We start from the raw sequence: 15,279 nt of genomic DNA on the forward strand, positions 1-15,279 counted from the left end.
CAGAAGATTCCCAATGACCATTTCAACATACCCATCAACACTGAGCTTGCCGCAAACCAACCCGGGAGTCGCAACGGTTTTGGAATACCTCATCATCAAATTCCCATTTATTGATGCAGAGGTTTGGCGACAACGTGTCAGTGACGGCAAAGTTCACTATCACGACGGTACGCTCGTCACCGCAAAATCACCATTTAAAGCGCAGCAACGTATCTGCTATTACCGCGAAGTTGAAAGTGAGCCGCGTATTCCCTTTGAAGAAAAAATTCTGTTTCAAGATGAGCACATAGTAGTGGCGTATAAACCTCACTTTCTTGCCGTGACCCCTGGTGGAGTGTTCGTCAATGAATGTTTGCAGCATCGCTTACGTAAAAGTATGGGCTTTGAGGACTTGCAGGCGTTACATCGTTTGGACAGGGTAACTGCCGGTTTGGTGATGTTTTCGATTAACCCAGAGACACGCCATCTCTACCATCATCTATTCGAAACCCGCCAGATACACAAAACCTACCAAGCGGTTGCTAGCGTCAACGAGAATGAAAATATCGTCGGTCAAGAATGGGAAGTCAAAAACCGTATTGTGCAATCAGAGCCACGCTTTCGTATGCAGGTGACAGAGGGTGATGCCAATAGCCATTCAGTGATTCGGTGCCTAGAACAATCCAACGAGAAGGCGCTGTTTGAGCTGCACCCTGTAACAGGTAAAACCCACCAATTGCGTGTTCACATGCAATCCTTGGGTTGGCCAATATTGAACGACAAATACTACCCAGAACTGCAGCCATTCTCTGCAGACAACTACAACGCCCCGTTACAACTGCTGGCGAAATCTGTGGAGTTTATTGATCCAATAGCAAACCAAACAAGGTCGTTTCAGTGCAGTCATAACTTGTTAGTGGCGTGAACGCAGAACAAAAGACAGAAGACAGGATGAAAAATAAGGGCAAAAATCTTGCCCTTTACCCGAATTAATTTGGCAAGCGATGAGTCGCACAAATTTTATTACCAGATGGGTCGCGTAAATACGCAAGATAAAGATTCGCGATAGATGACTCTCTTACACCGGGAGGCTCTTCGCAGGTTGTGCCGCCGTTTTCAATACCTGCTTCATGGAAGGCATCAGCAAGCTCTGGACTGCTCGCAGCAAAACCAATCGTACTACCATTGCCATGTGTTGCGGGCTCACCATTAATTGGCATTGTGATCCCAAAAACCCCAGTAGGCGAAAAGTAGAAATAGCGCCCTTTGGGATCCATCACTCCTTCGCTGTAACCCAATGCACCTAATACCGCATCATAAAACACCTTGGATTTTTCCAAATCTTCAACACCTAGCATTACATGACTGAACATTGTATTTCCTTATTCGTTTCTGGTTGTTATCCACCACCGTATCATTAGGCATTGGGTTCTGCATCCCATCCGTATCGAACCACGAAAAATAACTCAAATCTCTAGGAAATTGATCGTCGTCAATCAGACATCATTCATTTCATATCGCCGATGTTAAAATAACATCAAGCTGATACTCTTGCTGAATGTCCCAACCATGGTTTTCGTTATGCCTACCAACATGGATCATGTGCTGCTCAATATCGCTTTGAACCTGAGCTCTAATCTCACTAGCGAAAAGCAATATCAGCACCTAATTGAGGGAATGAGCCAAGTCTTCCCCTGCGATGCCAGCGCCCTGTTTATTTTCGATAAAGAAGGGTTCTTAACACCCGTTGCTGTTAAAGGTTTATCTAACGCCGTGCTTGGCAGGCGCTTTTTCCCAAAATCGCACCCGCGCCTTGAAGCCATTGTTGCAACTAAAAAGCCAGTTCGCTTTGATACAAACAGCCCACTCCCCGACCCGTTTGATGGTGTGCTTCTCACCGAAGATGCCTCTATTGATGTGCATGATTGCATGGGATGTAGCCTATATGTTGATGGTCAGTTAGTTGGCGCATTAACCATGGATTCATTAACCGTCGGCGCATTTGATCATATTGAACCCGTGGCCATTGAAACCTTTGCTGCGCTCGCGGCGGCCACACTGCGAAACATAGGCTTGGTGAACGCGCTCAAAGCGCAAAATAATAAGCAAAAATCTGTTACCGAAACCCTGATCCAACAAGCCCGATCGCTGCAAGGTGACATGATTGGATTTAGCCCAGAAATGCAGCAACTTCGTACCAATATAGCCACGGTCGCGACATCGGGTTACGCCGTATTAATCACTGGCGAAACCGGTACAGGGAAAGAGTTGGTCGCACACAGTGTGCATGCCCAATCCAGCCGCAGCGACAAGCCGATGATCTACGTGAATTGTGCTGCATTACCTGAAGGCTTAGCCGAAAGTGAGTTGTTTGGTCATGTCAAAGGCGCATTCACTGGGGCAAACAGCAACCGTGCAGGGAAATTTGAATTAGCCGATGGCGGTACGCTTTTTCTCGATGAAGTCGGCGAATTACCGCTGGTCCTGCAAGCCAAATTACTGCGTGTGATCCAACAAGGTGAATTACAGCGGGTGGGGAGTGACAAACATTTGTTGGTGAATGTCCGTATCGTTGCGGCTACCAACCGTATGTTGGAGAAAGAAGTCGACGCAGGCAATTTCCGCGCGGATCTTTTTCATCGCCTGAATGTATTCCCGATTGCAGTACCTGCTCTACGCAAGCGCGACGGCGATATCCCAGTGTTGGCAGGCTATTTATTAGAAAAAGTTCGACACCAGTTCAATGTGCCAAACCTTCACATCCACGCTAAAGCCTTAGCCATGTTAGAAGAACAACCTTGGCCGGGGAATGTACGTGAATTAGAACACACGCTCACCCGCGCGGCACTGCGCGCGATTCAAGAGCAATGCCATACTATCGAAATGGGTCACTTTGATGTGGTGGCAGTTAATGGCGATGTCAAAAAAACATCGCAATATTTCCCTGAAGAAAATCATGGTATGCGTGAATTGGTAGAAACCTACCAGCGCGATCTTATTTCCCATGCCCTTGAAAAAACGGGCGGTATTTGGGCAAAAGCTGCTGAATTTTTACACATGGATCGAGGTAACCTCTATCGCATGGGCAAGAAGCTTGGGATCAATCGTTAACGCACTTCCTTGACCGATTTCAATCTCGATGTAAAAAAGACAACGCATTCGTTGTCTTTTTTACATCATCCGCCAGCTAATTTGCCCACCATTCCTATATATTTCAATAACTTGAATGTTGGCACAAACCCTGCACTTCCAGTACATCAATTGAATTAAATCAATAAACACTGGAGACCCACTATGTTCTGTATTCAATGTGAGCAGACAATTCAAACCCCAACCATCAAAGGCTGCTCGTTCGCACAAGGTATGTGTGGCAAGACTTCTGAGGTATCAGACCTGCAAGATGTGTTGGTGTACGCATTACAAGGGGTATCTTTCTGGGCAAATCTCGCTCGCGAATTCGACATCATCAATGATGAAATCAACCAATGGGCACCGAAAGCATTCTTCTCCACCCTCACCAACGTTAACTTCGACCCAGTACGCATTCTTGAATTAACACACCAAGCGTCTGCCTTCAAAGCGCAGCTTGAACAACACGTCCGCGCCGCGTATCACATAGCGGACAAAGCACTACCTGAATTGCCAAATGTCGCTTGTTTCGAATTACCAGACACCGCAGAGGCAATCCTTGCCTTTGCACCACAAGTTGCTGTTAACCGTGGTAAAGACAGCGTTCATGAAGATGTCATTGGTCTGCGTTTGTTGTGCTTATATGGCTTGAAAGGTGCAGCCGCCTACATGGAGCACGCACTGGTATTAGGCCAAACCAATAACGCTATTTATGGTGAATATCATGAAATCATGGCGTGGTTAGGTACAGATCCAGAGGACTTGGGTGCACTGCTTGAATGCTCGATGAAAATTGGCTTGATGAACTACAGCGTGATGGAAATGCTGGACTCGGGTGAAACTCAAACTTTTGGTCACCCAGCACCAACAAACGTGAACGTGAAGCCAGTGAAAGGCAAATGCATTTTGGTCTCAGGCCACGACTTACACGACCTTGAAAAAATCCTGCAACAAACCGAAGGGAAAGGCATTAACGTTTACACCAATGGTGAAATGCTGCCAGCACACGGTTATCCCGAACTAAACAAATACCCGCACCTTGTAGGTAACTACGGCGGCGCATGGCAAAACCAGCAGAAAGAGTTTGCTAATTTCCCTGGCGCGATTGTGATGACATCCAACTGCTTACTGAATCCTAATGTGGGTCAATACGCAGACCGTCTGTTCACTCGTAGCATTGTGGGTTGGCCGGGTGTTGCGCACCTAGAAGGCGATGATTTCAGCGTGGTGATTGAAACGGCGCTTGCGCAACCGGGCTTCCAGTATGACGAAATCGAACACATGATCACTGTTGGTTTTGGTCGCAATGCACTCATGAACGCAGCACCTGCGGTGATTGATGAAGTGAAAAAAGGCAACATCAGCCACTTCTTCTTGGTGGGCGGTTGTGATGGCGACAAATCGGAGCGTAGTTACTACACAGATTTCACCGCACAAGCACCAGAAGATTCCGTGATCCTGACGCTGGCTTGCGGCAAATTCCGTTTCAACAAAAATCAGTTTGGCGATATCAACGGCATTCCTCGTCTATTAGATGTGGGCCAATGCAACGATGCGTACTCTGCTATTCAGTTAGCGTTAGCCTTGGCGAAAGAGTTCGATTGCGACATCAACGAATTGCCGCTGACGCTTGTGCTTTCTTGGTTCGAACAAAAAGCGATTGTTATTTTGCTGACCTTGTTCGCTCTGGGCGTAAAAGGTATTTACACCGGCCCTACTGCACCAGCCTTCTTGACCGATAACCTGATTGCCATCATTCAAGAGAAGTTCGACATGCGCTCAATCACGACCGTTGAAGCGGACCTAAAAACAATCCTCGCTGCGTAATCTCGCGAGATCATCAACAACAGCCCTACTTGCTGATTTCCCAGCAGGTCAGGGCTGATTTTTCCTATTTTTCTTTCTGTTTTGTTTTTAGGGTAACCGATCTATGTTTAATGCGTGGCAACAACACCAAGCTGTCCAAATGACGTGTATGGATAAGTGGCAAGAAACGCCAGACACCGTTAGCATCAAACTGACTGTGCCTTCTCAACCCACAACATACACGTTTAAGCCGGGACAATTTGTTTCACTAGGTGCAGAGATAAACGGAAAGACTCAATATCGCGCTTACTCCCTAAGTTCAGTGCCGGGTGAAGATCATCTGCAACTCACCATTAAACGGGTCGACAACGGGCTTGTGTCTAACCATATCGTTGATCATCTCAACATTGGCGATACCGTGTCTGTCCTCAAACCCGCAGGGGAATTTAACTGCATCGATTTTCCGCCAAAGAAAAACCTTGGTGAGAAAACCAAAGTATTGCTGGTAAGCGCAGGTTGCGGTATTACGCCAGTCTATTCTATGGCGACATTTTGGCTTCAAACTCAGCAAGACATTGAGATTGATTTTCTTCATGTTGCAAAAGACAAAGCACAAACCATCTACTTAGATCAGCTTGAGACGTTAAATGCATTGCACGACAATTTCTCGCTTAAGCTCCTGCTCAAAGAATCGGGCGATGCCCCGCACCCACAAGGGCGCTTAAACCAAGCATGGCTAACGCAACTGGTGCCAGACATTCATTCTCGCTCGGTATATTTATGTGGGCCAGCCTCCTTTATGACCGATGTTCGCAGCTATTTGGTCGCAGAAGGCGTCAATTTAGCTCACTTTCATGAAGAAAGCTTCTCGCCTTCAGATGAAAACGTGATACCTCGATTTGCGCCAGAAAACTCAGGCGAACACACAGACACAGCGCCCGCCGAATCTGGCGTTCAGGTTCACATTCCCGCATTTGGACAGACCGTTGAAACGCAACTAGGCCAAACACTGGCCGATGTGCTGGAAGACGCAGGTTTGCCCATCATTGTGGCGTGTCGAAGCGGTGTTTGTGGCTCATGTAAATGCAAAGTGTCCGCAGGACATGTTGCATCCACCAGCCAAGAAACCCTGACGGAGGAAGAGATTGCACAAGGTTATGTTTTAGCCTGTTCTTCGACCTTGTCTGGAGATATTAATATCGAGCTGTAAGGTTTGGTGTTGTGTGTTGTGTGTTGTGTGTTGTGTGTTGTGTAGAAGTATCTGCACGACAATTCTCATCATCGACCATTTGGGCATTTTGTGATGACTTAATGCCCTGATTGTATTTTGTATCATTTTCTGAAAACGCCTTTGTCGTGAACTCTTCTACGCTGGGAAAGAGATAGATCGCTTGGACATGCGCAATGACTTCAAACTCTGACGAAAAAAAGGCTGTTGATAAACAGCAAGCTAACATGGACCCGGAACTCATTGAGCGCATCCCTACTGACTCGATGAACACTCAACCCACCGAGCAACCCACCAAGACGATACGCCGATTTATTTCTTATCACCAAAACCCTATTTCGGTGCTTCTACTATCTACCATTGTTGGCATCATCGCTGGCCTGCTTTGTACAGCATTCGATATTGTGATCGATTGGCTAGTGAATGGACGATCGACTTGGGTGAAAACCGAAGGTGGCGTGAGTGCTCTCACTATCGCTGTCGTGGTTATCACCAGTGCGTTGTTATCCGCGTTCGGTTTTTTCTTGGTGAAACGATTTGCCCCCGAAGCCGCTGGCTCAGGCATTCCAGAAATTGAAGGCGCATTAGATAACCTCAAACCTGTCCGATGGTGGCGAGTGATACCCGTGAAATTTTTCGGTGGTATCGGCACTATCGGCGCGGGTTTAGTTCTAGGCCGAGAAGGGCCTTCTGTTCAGATGGGGGCAAGTGTCGGCCGAATGCTCACTGACCTTTTCCGCATTAACGATGACGAAGGCCGACATACCTTGGTGGCTTCTGGTGCAGCGGCAGGTTTAGCCGCCGCTTTCAATGCGCCTTTGGCGGGCATTATGTTTGTCGTCGAAGAAATGCGGCCACAGTTCAAGTACAACCTGATATCGATTAAAGCCGTGATGATCGCTGCAATCGCCGCCACGGTGGTCTATCGCAGTCTTCAAGGTCAAGGCGCAATGATCCCTTTACCTGCGCACTCCGATGTACCTTTAACTGCCTTGGCGCTGTTTTTACTCTTAGGGCTGATATTTGGTTTTGTCGGGGTCATTTTCAATCGTTTGGTTATCATCACTATGGATGGCTTCGAACGTCTTCACCAGCATAAAACAGGACGATTTGTAGGGATTGGCGCGCTTCTGGGGGCTAGCTTTGGGGTCATGCTACTTCTACTGCCGAAACTGACGGGGGAAGGCGTCGAACTCATTCCCAACTCTGTCAATGGCAACTTCGCACTCTCAATGCTGGCACTGTTGTTTATGGCTCGCCTTATCACAACCCTCATCTGTTTTGGCTCAGGGGCTCCCGGCGGTGTTTTCGCTCCCATGCTGGCGTTAGGAACCTTGTTCGGCACAGGGTTTGGTATGTTTTCTATGCACCTTTTTCCCAACATGGAAATTACGGCAGGCATGTTTGCTGTCGCCGGTATGGGCGCTCTTTTTGCTGCCACCGTTCGCGCTCCTATCACCGGTATTCTCTTAGTCATAGAATTAACCCATAACTATGAGCTCATTCTCCCCTTGCTCATTACTACGTTAGGCGCAACCATGACCGCTCAAGTGGTCGGGGGAAAACCGCTATATAGCCAGTTGTTACAACGCTCACTGGCGAAGCAAAAAGCGGCAAATAAACCGTCACCAACACCACAAAAACCAAGCTCTGATGCCCCACCAAAGCCTTAGCGCCCAAGCGTAAACGGTTACGACATTGCGCGTTTTTCCTTTCGTCGTTGCGCAATCACAATCGACATATATCCGACAACCACAAGATTCACCACAAGTGCAATGACAGGGAGCAACTTACCTTCCGTCGCCACGGCATAAATTTCAAACGGCAAGTACACGGCACCGCTTGCCAATGCAAACCACTCAGTCCACGCATAACCACGCCACAACCCAAACGCTTCCACCAACCGAATCGAGGCATACAACACTGAGCCTAGCGCCACAAGCGTCAGATTCTTATCGTTAATTTCGTTCACCGAATGCATGATCACACTGGGAATTTCACTGGCGGGATTGAGATGTAAATGCTGAAGCAAGGCTTCGCAGAGATGCTGGATTTCTTTCCCTCCAAGCTCATGCAACGCAAAACCTACAACCAAAGAAAGAATCCCCTTGAACGCTTCCAGCGTTGCGATCGCTTTTAGTCCCTTTGGTGATTGCCCTGCCACACTCATTTTTTCCCGCTCTGTTGGCTACTTATAACTGGTATTGTTTTGGTGCAGTTAAAGATTGGCTAACTTAATACGCCGCTGTCGTAGCAAGGGCAAGAAAAAAGGCCCTTTCGGGCCTTTTCGGATTTGTTGCTGTGTTCGGTTTTCGTTACACCGAGTGTATGAAGTAGAGTTGTGCTTTCATTCGGATGATGATGCCACGCACCACATCAAGAAAACTCATAAAGGCGATAGGCTTTTCACCCGACACCCATGCCAACCCGACTGCTCCCACGGGAATGTCATAACCTTCTGGCTCTTCCAACTTCAAGCGAACGAAATGGTGTTTGTTCATCAAGTTTGAACCTGTCGTGACTCGAACACCTTCTTCTAGCGCCAGCAATTTACCTTGTGATTCACCCGTCGCCTCCACAATGCCTTCCACTTCGGCTTGGAAGATCTTGCCCGGATACACAGGGCTGGCAAATTCTGCGTATTGTCCCACTTTCACATTACGAATCGCTTGGTGATTCACTCGCATCAATACGTATTTTTCATCGGTATACATATGTAAGCGCGGTAACACACCCACATATTGACCTTCTCGCATGATGAAGTTAGTCACGTAACCGTCAGCAGGCGCAGTCACTTGGGTTTGTTCCAGATTCCATTGCGCTTGAGACACCGCCTCAACCGCATTGTCCAATTCAGCACGCTTAGCATCAACAGCAAGCTCCGATTTCTCTTGGCTCAATCGGGCATATTCAACACCAATTTTCGCTTTTTCAATCTGTGTTTGTAATGTGCTAACTTGAGACTTCGCCAATTGCACTTTGTTACGCTGCTCATCCAATACAGACGTGGCCACCGTGTTAGGGGCTTTCTTGTTTTGTTCTAGGTAACGATTAAGTTGGCTCACTTTCCACTTGGCATCTTCCTGCGCTGCAATCATTTGGCTTTCTAGAACATTCAAATCAGCTTTTGTCGCTTGATACTGTTGCTCTGTCAACGTGACGTCTTGCTTGGATACATCTAGGGCCACTAGTGCAGAGTTCTCCGCGACAATGGCACGATTAAGTGCAATCTGATAAGGCTCATCTTCTATCGAATACACCAATTGTCCTTTTTTCACTTCTTGGTTTGGTGTAACGAAAATCTCATCAACGTTGCCGCGCACTTGGCTAGACCCTGGACGAAGCTGAATATGAGGAGATTGAACGACAGAGCCTCCCGACAAATCCATTGGCGTGTAATTCAACAATCCAATCCAAACGAACAACAACCAAGCTCCGCCACCAATGTAGGCGAACAGTTTGCTATATAAGTTCCAAGGCATACCTACCATGCGAAGGAGATAGATAAACAGCGCCCATACCGCTAAACCTTCAAGCATTGGTTTTCTCCTCTTTACTCAGATCTTGATTGCCACCTTCCAAATGGACGTTTTGATTCGCAGAAACTTCCTCGATAGCAGGATCTTTCTGTTCATCATTAGGAGCCTTCGTAGGTTCACGCCAAATATCTCGAATGCGACGAAGCGCTTGATCACTATCTACAAAGGCAACAATGACCGCCACCACCCAGACCCAGTGCCACAAAAAACCTATCCACGTGAGTGCCGTGATCAGCCCCATCTGCTGATGTTTCTTTTTCTTTGCCTTGCTAACGGGCAGTTCGTGAATTTTCCAAAACCCGAACGCAATGGCGCAAACGGAACCCACTAAAACCACTGCTGCCACAACATGCAGCACAGTATCCGTTGAAGCATCAACAAAAGGTGTCGCCAATAGGCTCATCACTGTCTCCAAGAAATAACAAGAGAACAGATAGTTACATCAATGTCTCTTTTGTGCAACATTTAGGAACGATTGATTCACTAATTCGTGTATATTGATTGAATCTATCCAGTTTCATGGCAGCGCATGATTGACATTACTTTTTGCCGAATGGCGTATATCAAACCGCTTCTCAAAGGCGTTATGCAGGTATATCGACTCGACATTACACAGCTCGGTATTCCTCACGCCCTATACGCCGACGACATGGCTCTGATCCCCCATTCCGAAATTAACTGCTGGTTACGTTCAATTATTGCGTTAACGGGGGATAGACATTTTCCCTTTAAGATTGCCTCCTTCCTCGATGTGACAAACATTGATGTTTGCGCCAACTGGTTAACCGCCTCACCCGATCTGTCCATCACATTCCGACGCATCAATTACGGTATGAGTTGTTTTCATTCGAGCGGCCACTATGTAGGGCGCCAATCAGGTCATATTCTCAAATGGTGTTATCACAATGCGTTTACGGAAGATGTAACAGATGTGGATGCATTGCGTGTCGCTATCATGTTTACACAAGTATTGCGCCAGTTCTCTTCGCCCAATGTTGATGTCTCCGTCCCTGCCAATCACTTGCAACAGCAAGGAAAGACTAAACCCTCGTCCTATTCCCCCCTAATGGTTCGCCTTGCAGGCTCAAACATTGATGTGAAAGAAGCAGAAGCATGGTTTGGGTGTCAGGTGGTTACAGGGTGTGAGCAAACCGAAGTATGGTTTGATACCAAGCTGTTATTGCTGGAGCACACTGCCTCGGTAGAGCAAAATCGAGAAGCGGTACTGTCCCTCAACGAACTGGATGATTTGGTTAACATGCCGCAACGGGATGATCCCACCAAAGCGCTTTACGAAGTGGTGAATTACGCGCGTTATTACGGCATGCCGACGGTAGAACAAGTGGCGAATCTACTGGCGCTTTCGCCTCAGCAACTCCAACGCCGCCTACAAAAGCTTGGGTTCTCGTTTACCAGTATCGTGGCGTATGTGCTAAATAATATCGCCGTGCGTTACCTACTCAAAGGTTATGCCCCAGACCACATAGCAAAATTACTCGGCTACACCCATCCGCAGAGCTTCATCAAAGCCTTCAAACGTGTCAGAGGTTGCACCCCAAATGAGTATCTTCGCCACCTTTCTTTGTAAGAGGCAGCTCATCGTCAAACAGTCTAAAGGATGCAAAATCACGAGAAAAATCCGCTGAAGCGTGATCATTCTTTAAACACTCGCACCCGCCCCTCTTCCCTTTTTAGCGAGAAACACAGTAAACTCAGCGTGTTCTGAACAATCAGAACATCACAAATTAATTATTCTCAGGGCGGGGTGAAATTCCCCACCGGCGGTATGTCAGTGAAAATTATTGACGAGCCCGCGAGCGCCCGAACCTAGTTCGGGGTCAGCAGACTTGGTGAGATGCCAAGGCCGACGGTTAGAGTCCGGATGAAAGAGGATGATATGTTTACCCATTAAGTGGCTGTTTTCAGCACCTGCTTATCGGTGAATTGTGCGTATTCGAACACTCGAATACCGCTCATCTATGCCCTGATTCTGGTACGTATTATAGGAGTTACCATGAATCAGACACACACTTCGCTACTTGCTCCATTAGGCACCCCATTTCAACGCGTTGAAGCTGCGCTAGAAGCACTTCGCCAAGGTAAAGGCGTATTGCTACTCGACGACGAAGACCGTGAGAATGAAGGTGATATCATCTATTCTGTCGATCACCTCACCAATCAACAAATGGCATTAATGATCCGTGAATGCAGCGGCATCGTTTGTCTATGCCTGCCAGAAGCACAAGCTGACAAACTTGAGCTCAACCCAATGGTGGTGGATAACAACAGCGCCAACCAAACCGCATTCACGGTTTCTATCGAAGCAAAAGTGGGCGTCACCACCGGTGTTTCAGCCGCTGACCGTGTAACTACAATCAAAACCGCAGCCAACCCAAATGCACAGCCGTCTGATTTGGCACGCCCTGGGCATGTATTCCCTCTTCGTGCACGTAACGGCGGCGTTTTGACACGTCGTGGTCACACAGAAGGCACCATTGATTTGATGCAAATGGCGGGGTTGTCACCTGCAGGTGTGTTATGTGAAGTGCAAAACGAAGATGGCTCGATGGCAAAAACGCCCGAGATCATTGCATTCGGCGCAAAGCACGATATGCCAGTACTCACCATTGAAGACATGGTCCAATACCGCCTGATGCAGGCAGAAAAAATCGCATAACCAACGCGTTCCGTTAGCCAGCTAACAAACACGTTTTCACATTGAGCGCCGGCTTTTGTACACAAATGCAGGCGCTCAATTCGTTTATACGGCTATTGAATCGGCTAACGCCGCAAATCTAAAAAAAATCGTTACACAACTAAACGACTGAGCCAAAAATTCGCTCAATCACTAAATACATATTCGATTCGTAATAAAACCTTATTAATTCACCGACTTTCGTTAACTACTCCCATCAAATTCATAACCCATCACATTCACCGACAGACTTAAAAGCCGACCTCTTATTCACGCCATCATTATTATGAAATTTTATGCTTATAAGCACAAACAGCGCGAATTGATGCGTAGCGTCATAAACATGACAATTCCATTGGTTTACATATTAATGGAGAGATACAACATATGGGACGCCACTTTCAGCTCATCGACAAGCCAACCTTTTTTGGCGCGTTAGGGCTCCTCTTTTCCGTGATCATCCCACTTCTCATTTGGCCTACCCAAGGCGCAGAATGGATAGCGATTGCAAAAACATTTATGACCGACAAACTCGGTTTCCTTTATCTTGGACTTGGCATCGCCGCCTTCTTTTTCATGGTCTACATCGTTTTCAGCGACATTGGCCAAATCAAACTTGGTGATGCTGACGAAAAGCCTGAATTTGCTACGGGTTCATGGGCAGCCATGCTGTTCTGTGGTGGTATCGGTGCAAGTATCCTTTACTGGGGTACGATCGAGTGGGCTTACTACTACCAAAATCCGCCTTTCCAATTACAGGCTGGCAGTGAAGAAGCAGTACGTTGGGCAGCGACTTACGGTATTTTCCACTGGGGTCCAATTGCATGGTCCATCTACCTGATTCCCGCGATTCCGATTGCTTACTTCTTCTATGTGCGTAAGCAACCAGTATTGAAAGTATCAGCAGCCCTAATGCCAGTGATCGGTGAAGCACGCAGCCACGGTAAAACCGGTAAACTTATCGATGTACTGTTCATCTTTGGTCTACTTGGTGGTGCAGCAACCACGCTTGGTCTTGCAGCGCCGCTGATCAACGAAGGTATCAGCTACCTATTCGGCATTCCTTCTTCAACGACCTCACAAATCGGTGTGTTGTTGCTATGTACGGCGCTGTTTGCTTACTCGTCTTACAAAGGTATGGATGAAGGCATCAAGGTACTAAGTAACATCAACTTCTGGGGTGCATTAGGTCTGCTTGCGTTCGTACTGTTCGCGGGTCCAACCCTATTCATGCTGGAAACCGGCCTAGATTCAATCGGTCGCATGCTGTCTAACTTCTTCATCATGGCAACATGGGCAGAACCATTCGGCGGTTACGGTACGTTTGAGGATACACACTTCCCACAAGATTGGACCATCTTCTACTGGGCATGGTGGCTAGTGTTTGCACCAAGCATGGGCTTGTTCGTTGCGCGTATTTCCCGCGGTCGTACCATCAAGCAAATGGTGTCAGGTTCCATCTTCTTCGGTTCACTAGGCTGTGCACTGTACTTCATGATCTTGGGTAACTATGGTCTGTCGCTGCAACTGTCTGGTCAGCTTGATGTGGTGAGCATCCTGAACTCTGAAGGCCCGACTCGCGCCATCTTCTCAATTCTTGAAACATTGCCGATGAGCACCGTGGTGATCGCGGTATTCACCGTACTGTGTATTATCTTCACCGCAACAACGTTTGACTCCATCTCGTTCATACTGGCTTCTGTGGTTCAGAACAACGTAACTGAAGACCCAATGCGTTGGAATCGTCTGTTCTGGGCATTCACCCTGTCATTCATGCCATCGGTACTGATGTTCATGGGCGGCCTTGCGACGCTACAAACAGCAGCTATTGTCGGTGGTTTACCACTACTGGTTATTGCTGTGATGTTAATGATTTCAGGCGTGAAAGCGGCGACCCTCGACCTTTCTCACCAAGAAGGTTACATCGATCCTGTTATCAACATTGAAGAGTTCCCAGACGTTGACCCATGGTCAAAAGAAGGCATGGCGATGGCTAAGTTTGAGAGCCTGAAAGATGAAGCAGTTGCCGCGGCAGAAGAAGAGCGTGAAAAACTGAACGCGATTTGGAACCTGAAGAAAGAAATTCGTGCCACAGCTCTTTCACAAGGCGAATCTGGCATGGAGCTTGGCGACGCGCCTCAAGAGCAATTGGACGAAATCCAACGCTTAACAGACGAAGCCATGGCAGCCAAAGAGCATAAACTTCAAGCGTCTGAGTCTGCCCAGCAAGCACGTATGGTTTTCGATGATCTAATGCGCGAACGTAAGCGTCTAGAAGAAGAAAATCAAGACGAATTGAAGCCTGCATAACGCAAAACTTACTATAAAAAGCACAATCAAAAGGCCGAGAAATCGGCCTTTTTTTGTTTCTCAGACATTCGTGAATTTCATACTCTGAAGCCTAAAAACCCGCGATATCATTCAGCGATTTACGGATTCAGCGACATTCCATACCCCAAAGAATGTTCAAATGTCGCAATCTTTTGGAACCCAAGTTTTTCGTAGAATTTGATTGCGCCTGTATTCACCGTTGATACCTCAAGATGAACGCCTGACACTTTTGAAGCCGTTAGACGCTCTATCAACGCCATCATCAACTTTTTCCCCAAACCAAACCCTTGCGTTTCTGGCAAACAATTGATGTGAAAATGGGCAGGATATCTATCAAACTCAGGCCGAGGCGCATTGCCCTCGTGGATCTTATTTACAACCCAGTCACTTGCAGACTGCCCTTTGTAATGTTCTAGAGCGTATCGTTCGCGCAAAGCTGGCAACCACTCACCTTCGCAGCGCTCTGAAAACCGCTTAGAGTTTTCTGTACCCACGATGTAACCGCAAGGTTCTCCGTTGCGCGTGGCAATGAAGCACATGTCAGGATTCATTATCGCGTAGGGCGCTGAAAA

General features: G+C 47.4%; 13 protein-coding genes and 1 riboswitch. Of the genes, 8 read left to right on the plus strand and 5 right to left on the minus strand.

What is annotated here, in order from left to right:
* Nucleotides 1-13: 13 nt before the first annotated feature.
* Nucleotides 14-904, plus strand: coding sequence for a pseudouridine synthase (locus tag LRP50_RS08895; protein WP_274164105.1), 891 nt, complete (start codon nucleotides 14-16; stop codon nucleotides 902-904).
* A gap of 64 nt (nucleotides 905-968) precedes the next feature.
* Here the strand turns inward: LRP50_RS08895 and LRP50_RS08900 are convergent, their stop codons facing one another.
* Nucleotides 969-1,352: a VOC family protein gene (locus LRP50_RS08900; RefSeq protein ID WP_274164106.1), complete on the minus strand. Its 384-nt coding sequence runs from the start codon at nucleotides 1,350-1,352 to the stop codon at nucleotides 969-971.
* Nucleotides 1,353-1,560: 208 nt separating this feature from the next.
* Between LRP50_RS08900 and norR the strand changes: the two genes are divergently transcribed.
* The 4 genes from norR (at nucleotide 1,561) to clcA (ending at nucleotide 7,815) form a co-directional block, all read left to right on the plus strand.
* A complete protein-coding gene (norR, locus tag LRP50_RS08905) occupies nucleotides 1,561-3,090 on the plus strand; it encodes a nitric oxide reductase transcriptional regulator NorR (RefSeq protein WP_274164107.1) in 1,530 nt (509 codons plus the stop codon).
* Nucleotides 3,091-3,273: 183 nt separating this feature from the next.
* Entirely contained in the window at nucleotides 3,274-4,935 is a 1,662-nt protein-coding gene (gene hcp / locus LRP50_RS08910) for a hydroxylamine reductase (protein ID WP_274164108.1), read from the plus strand.
* Between the two features lie 103 nt (nucleotides 4,936-5,038).
* Entirely contained in the window at nucleotides 5,039-6,124 is a 1,086-nt protein-coding gene (locus tag LRP50_RS08915) for an FAD-binding oxidoreductase (RefSeq protein WP_274164109.1), read from the plus strand.
* Between the two features lie 284 nt (nucleotides 6,125-6,408).
* Nucleotides 6,409-7,815 carry a H(+)/Cl(-) exchange transporter ClcA gene (gene clcA / locus LRP50_RS08920; protein ID WP_420791213.1) on the plus strand — a complete coding sequence of 469 codons (1,407 nt, stop codon included), beginning with the start codon at nucleotides 6,409-6,411 and terminating at the stop codon, nucleotides 7,813-7,815.
* A gap of 17 nt (nucleotides 7,816-7,832) precedes the next feature.
* On the opposite strand, the gene LRP50_RS08925 is transcribed toward clcA, so the two are convergent.
* The 3 genes from LRP50_RS08925 to LRP50_RS08935 all read right to left on the minus strand — a co-directional run bounded on the left by LRP50_RS08925 (nucleotide 7,833) and on the right by LRP50_RS08935 (nucleotide 10,084).
* Entirely contained in the window at nucleotides 7,833-8,312 is a 480-nt protein-coding gene (locus tag LRP50_RS08925; RefSeq protein WP_274164111.1) for a DUF2127 domain-containing protein, read from the minus strand.
* Nucleotides 8,313-8,457: 145 nt separating this feature from the next.
* Nucleotides 8,458-9,681 (minus strand): HlyD family secretion protein, encoded by a 1,224-nt coding sequence (locus LRP50_RS08930; protein WP_274164112.1) that lies wholly within the window; start codon nucleotides 9,679-9,681, stop codon nucleotides 8,458-8,460.
* Nucleotides 9,674-10,084 carry an MFS transporter gene (locus LRP50_RS08935; RefSeq protein ID WP_274164113.1) on the minus strand — a complete coding sequence of 137 codons (411 nt, stop codon included), beginning with the start codon at nucleotides 10,082-10,084 and terminating at the stop codon, nucleotides 9,674-9,676. Before LRP50_RS08935 ends, LRP50_RS08930 begins: the two co-directional genes overlap by 8 nt.
* A gap of 126 nt (nucleotides 10,085-10,210) precedes the next feature.
* Here LRP50_RS08935 and LRP50_RS08940 point away from each other — a divergent pair, with 126 nt between their 5' ends.
* The 3 genes from LRP50_RS08940 to LRP50_RS08950 all read left to right on the plus strand — a co-directional run bounded on the left by LRP50_RS08940 (nucleotide 10,211) and on the right by LRP50_RS08950 (nucleotide 14,686).
* The gene (locus LRP50_RS08940; RefSeq protein ID WP_274164114.1) at nucleotides 10,211-11,269 is read left to right on the plus strand and encodes a helix-turn-helix domain-containing protein; all 1,059 of its coding nucleotides are present in this window, start codon (nucleotides 10,211-10,213) and stop codon (nucleotides 11,267-11,269) included.
* A 159-nt stretch (nucleotides 11,270-11,428) separates the two neighbouring features.
* A riboswitch (FMN riboswitch) is annotated at nucleotides 11,429-11,579 on the plus strand.
* A 116-nt stretch (nucleotides 11,580-11,695) separates the two neighbouring features.
* Complete coding sequence (gene ribB, locus LRP50_RS08945; protein WP_274164115.1) at nucleotides 11,696-12,358, plus strand: 3,4-dihydroxy-2-butanone-4-phosphate synthase; 663 nt, start codon at nucleotides 11,696-11,698, stop codon at nucleotides 12,356-12,358.
* Nucleotides 12,359-12,763: 405 nt separating this feature from the next.
* Nucleotides 12,764-14,686: a BCCT family transporter gene (locus tag LRP50_RS08950; protein ID WP_274164116.1), complete on the plus strand. Its 1,923-nt coding sequence runs from the start codon at nucleotides 12,764-12,766 to the stop codon at nucleotides 14,684-14,686.
* A 119-nt stretch (nucleotides 14,687-14,805) separates the two neighbouring features.
* Here the strand turns inward: LRP50_RS08950 and LRP50_RS08955 are convergent, their stop codons facing one another.
* Nucleotides 14,806-15,246 (minus strand): GNAT family N-acetyltransferase, encoded by a 441-nt coding sequence (locus LRP50_RS08955; RefSeq protein ID WP_337992909.1) that lies wholly within the window; start codon nucleotides 15,244-15,246, stop codon nucleotides 14,806-14,808.
* Nucleotides 15,247-15,279 lie beyond the last annotated feature (33 nt).

Source organism: Enterovibrio gelatinilyticus, from assembly GCF_028683095.1.
GTDB lineage: Bacteria > Pseudomonadota > Gammaproteobacteria > Enterobacterales > Vibrionaceae > Enterovibrio > Enterovibrio gelatinilyticus.

Excerpts from the sequence above, each read along its gene's own strand:
- LRP50_RS08925 (WP_274164111.1), bottom strand. The coding sequence starts at position 8,312 with ATGAGTGTGGCAGGGCAATCACCAAAGGGACTAAAAGCGATCGCAACG.
- LRP50_RS08895 (WP_274164105.1), top strand. The coding sequence starts at position 14 with ATGACCATTTCAACATACCCATCAACACTGAGCTTGCCGCAAACCAAC.
- hcp (WP_274164108.1), top strand. The coding sequence starts at position 3,274 with ATGTTCTGTATTCAATGTGAGCAGACAATTCAAACCCCAACCATCAAA.
- LRP50_RS08930 (WP_274164112.1), bottom strand. The coding sequence starts at position 9,681 with ATGCTTGAAGGTTTAGCGGTATGGGCGCTGTTTATCTATCTCCTTCGC.
- clcA (WP_420791213.1), top strand. The coding sequence starts at position 6,409 with ATGAACACTCAACCCACCGAGCAACCCACCAAGACGATACGCCGATTT.
- LRP50_RS08940 (WP_274164114.1), top strand. The coding sequence starts at position 10,211 with ATGATTGACATTACTTTTTGCCGAATGGCGTATATCAAACCGCTTCTC.
- LRP50_RS08955 (WP_337992909.1), bottom strand. The coding sequence starts at position 15,246 with ATGTGCTTCATTGCCACGCGCAACGGAGAACCTTGCGGTTACATCGTG.
- LRP50_RS08900 (WP_274164106.1), bottom strand. The coding sequence starts at position 1,352 with ATGTTCAGTCATGTAATGCTAGGTGTTGAAGATTTGGAAAAATCCAAG.
- ribB (WP_274164115.1), top strand. The coding sequence starts at position 11,696 with ATGAATCAGACACACACTTCGCTACTTGCTCCATTAGGCACCCCATTT.
- LRP50_RS08950 (WP_274164116.1), top strand. The coding sequence starts at position 12,764 with ATGGGACGCCACTTTCAGCTCATCGACAAGCCAACCTTTTTTGGCGCG.
- LRP50_RS08935 (WP_274164113.1), bottom strand. The coding sequence starts at position 10,084 with ATGAGCCTATTGGCGACACCTTTTGTTGATGCTTCAACGGATACTGTG.
- norR (WP_274164107.1), top strand. The coding sequence starts at position 1,561 with ATGCCTACCAACATGGATCATGTGCTGCTCAATATCGCTTTGAACCTG.
- LRP50_RS08915 (WP_274164109.1), top strand. The coding sequence starts at position 5,039 with ATGTTTAATGCGTGGCAACAACACCAAGCTGTCCAAATGACGTGTATG.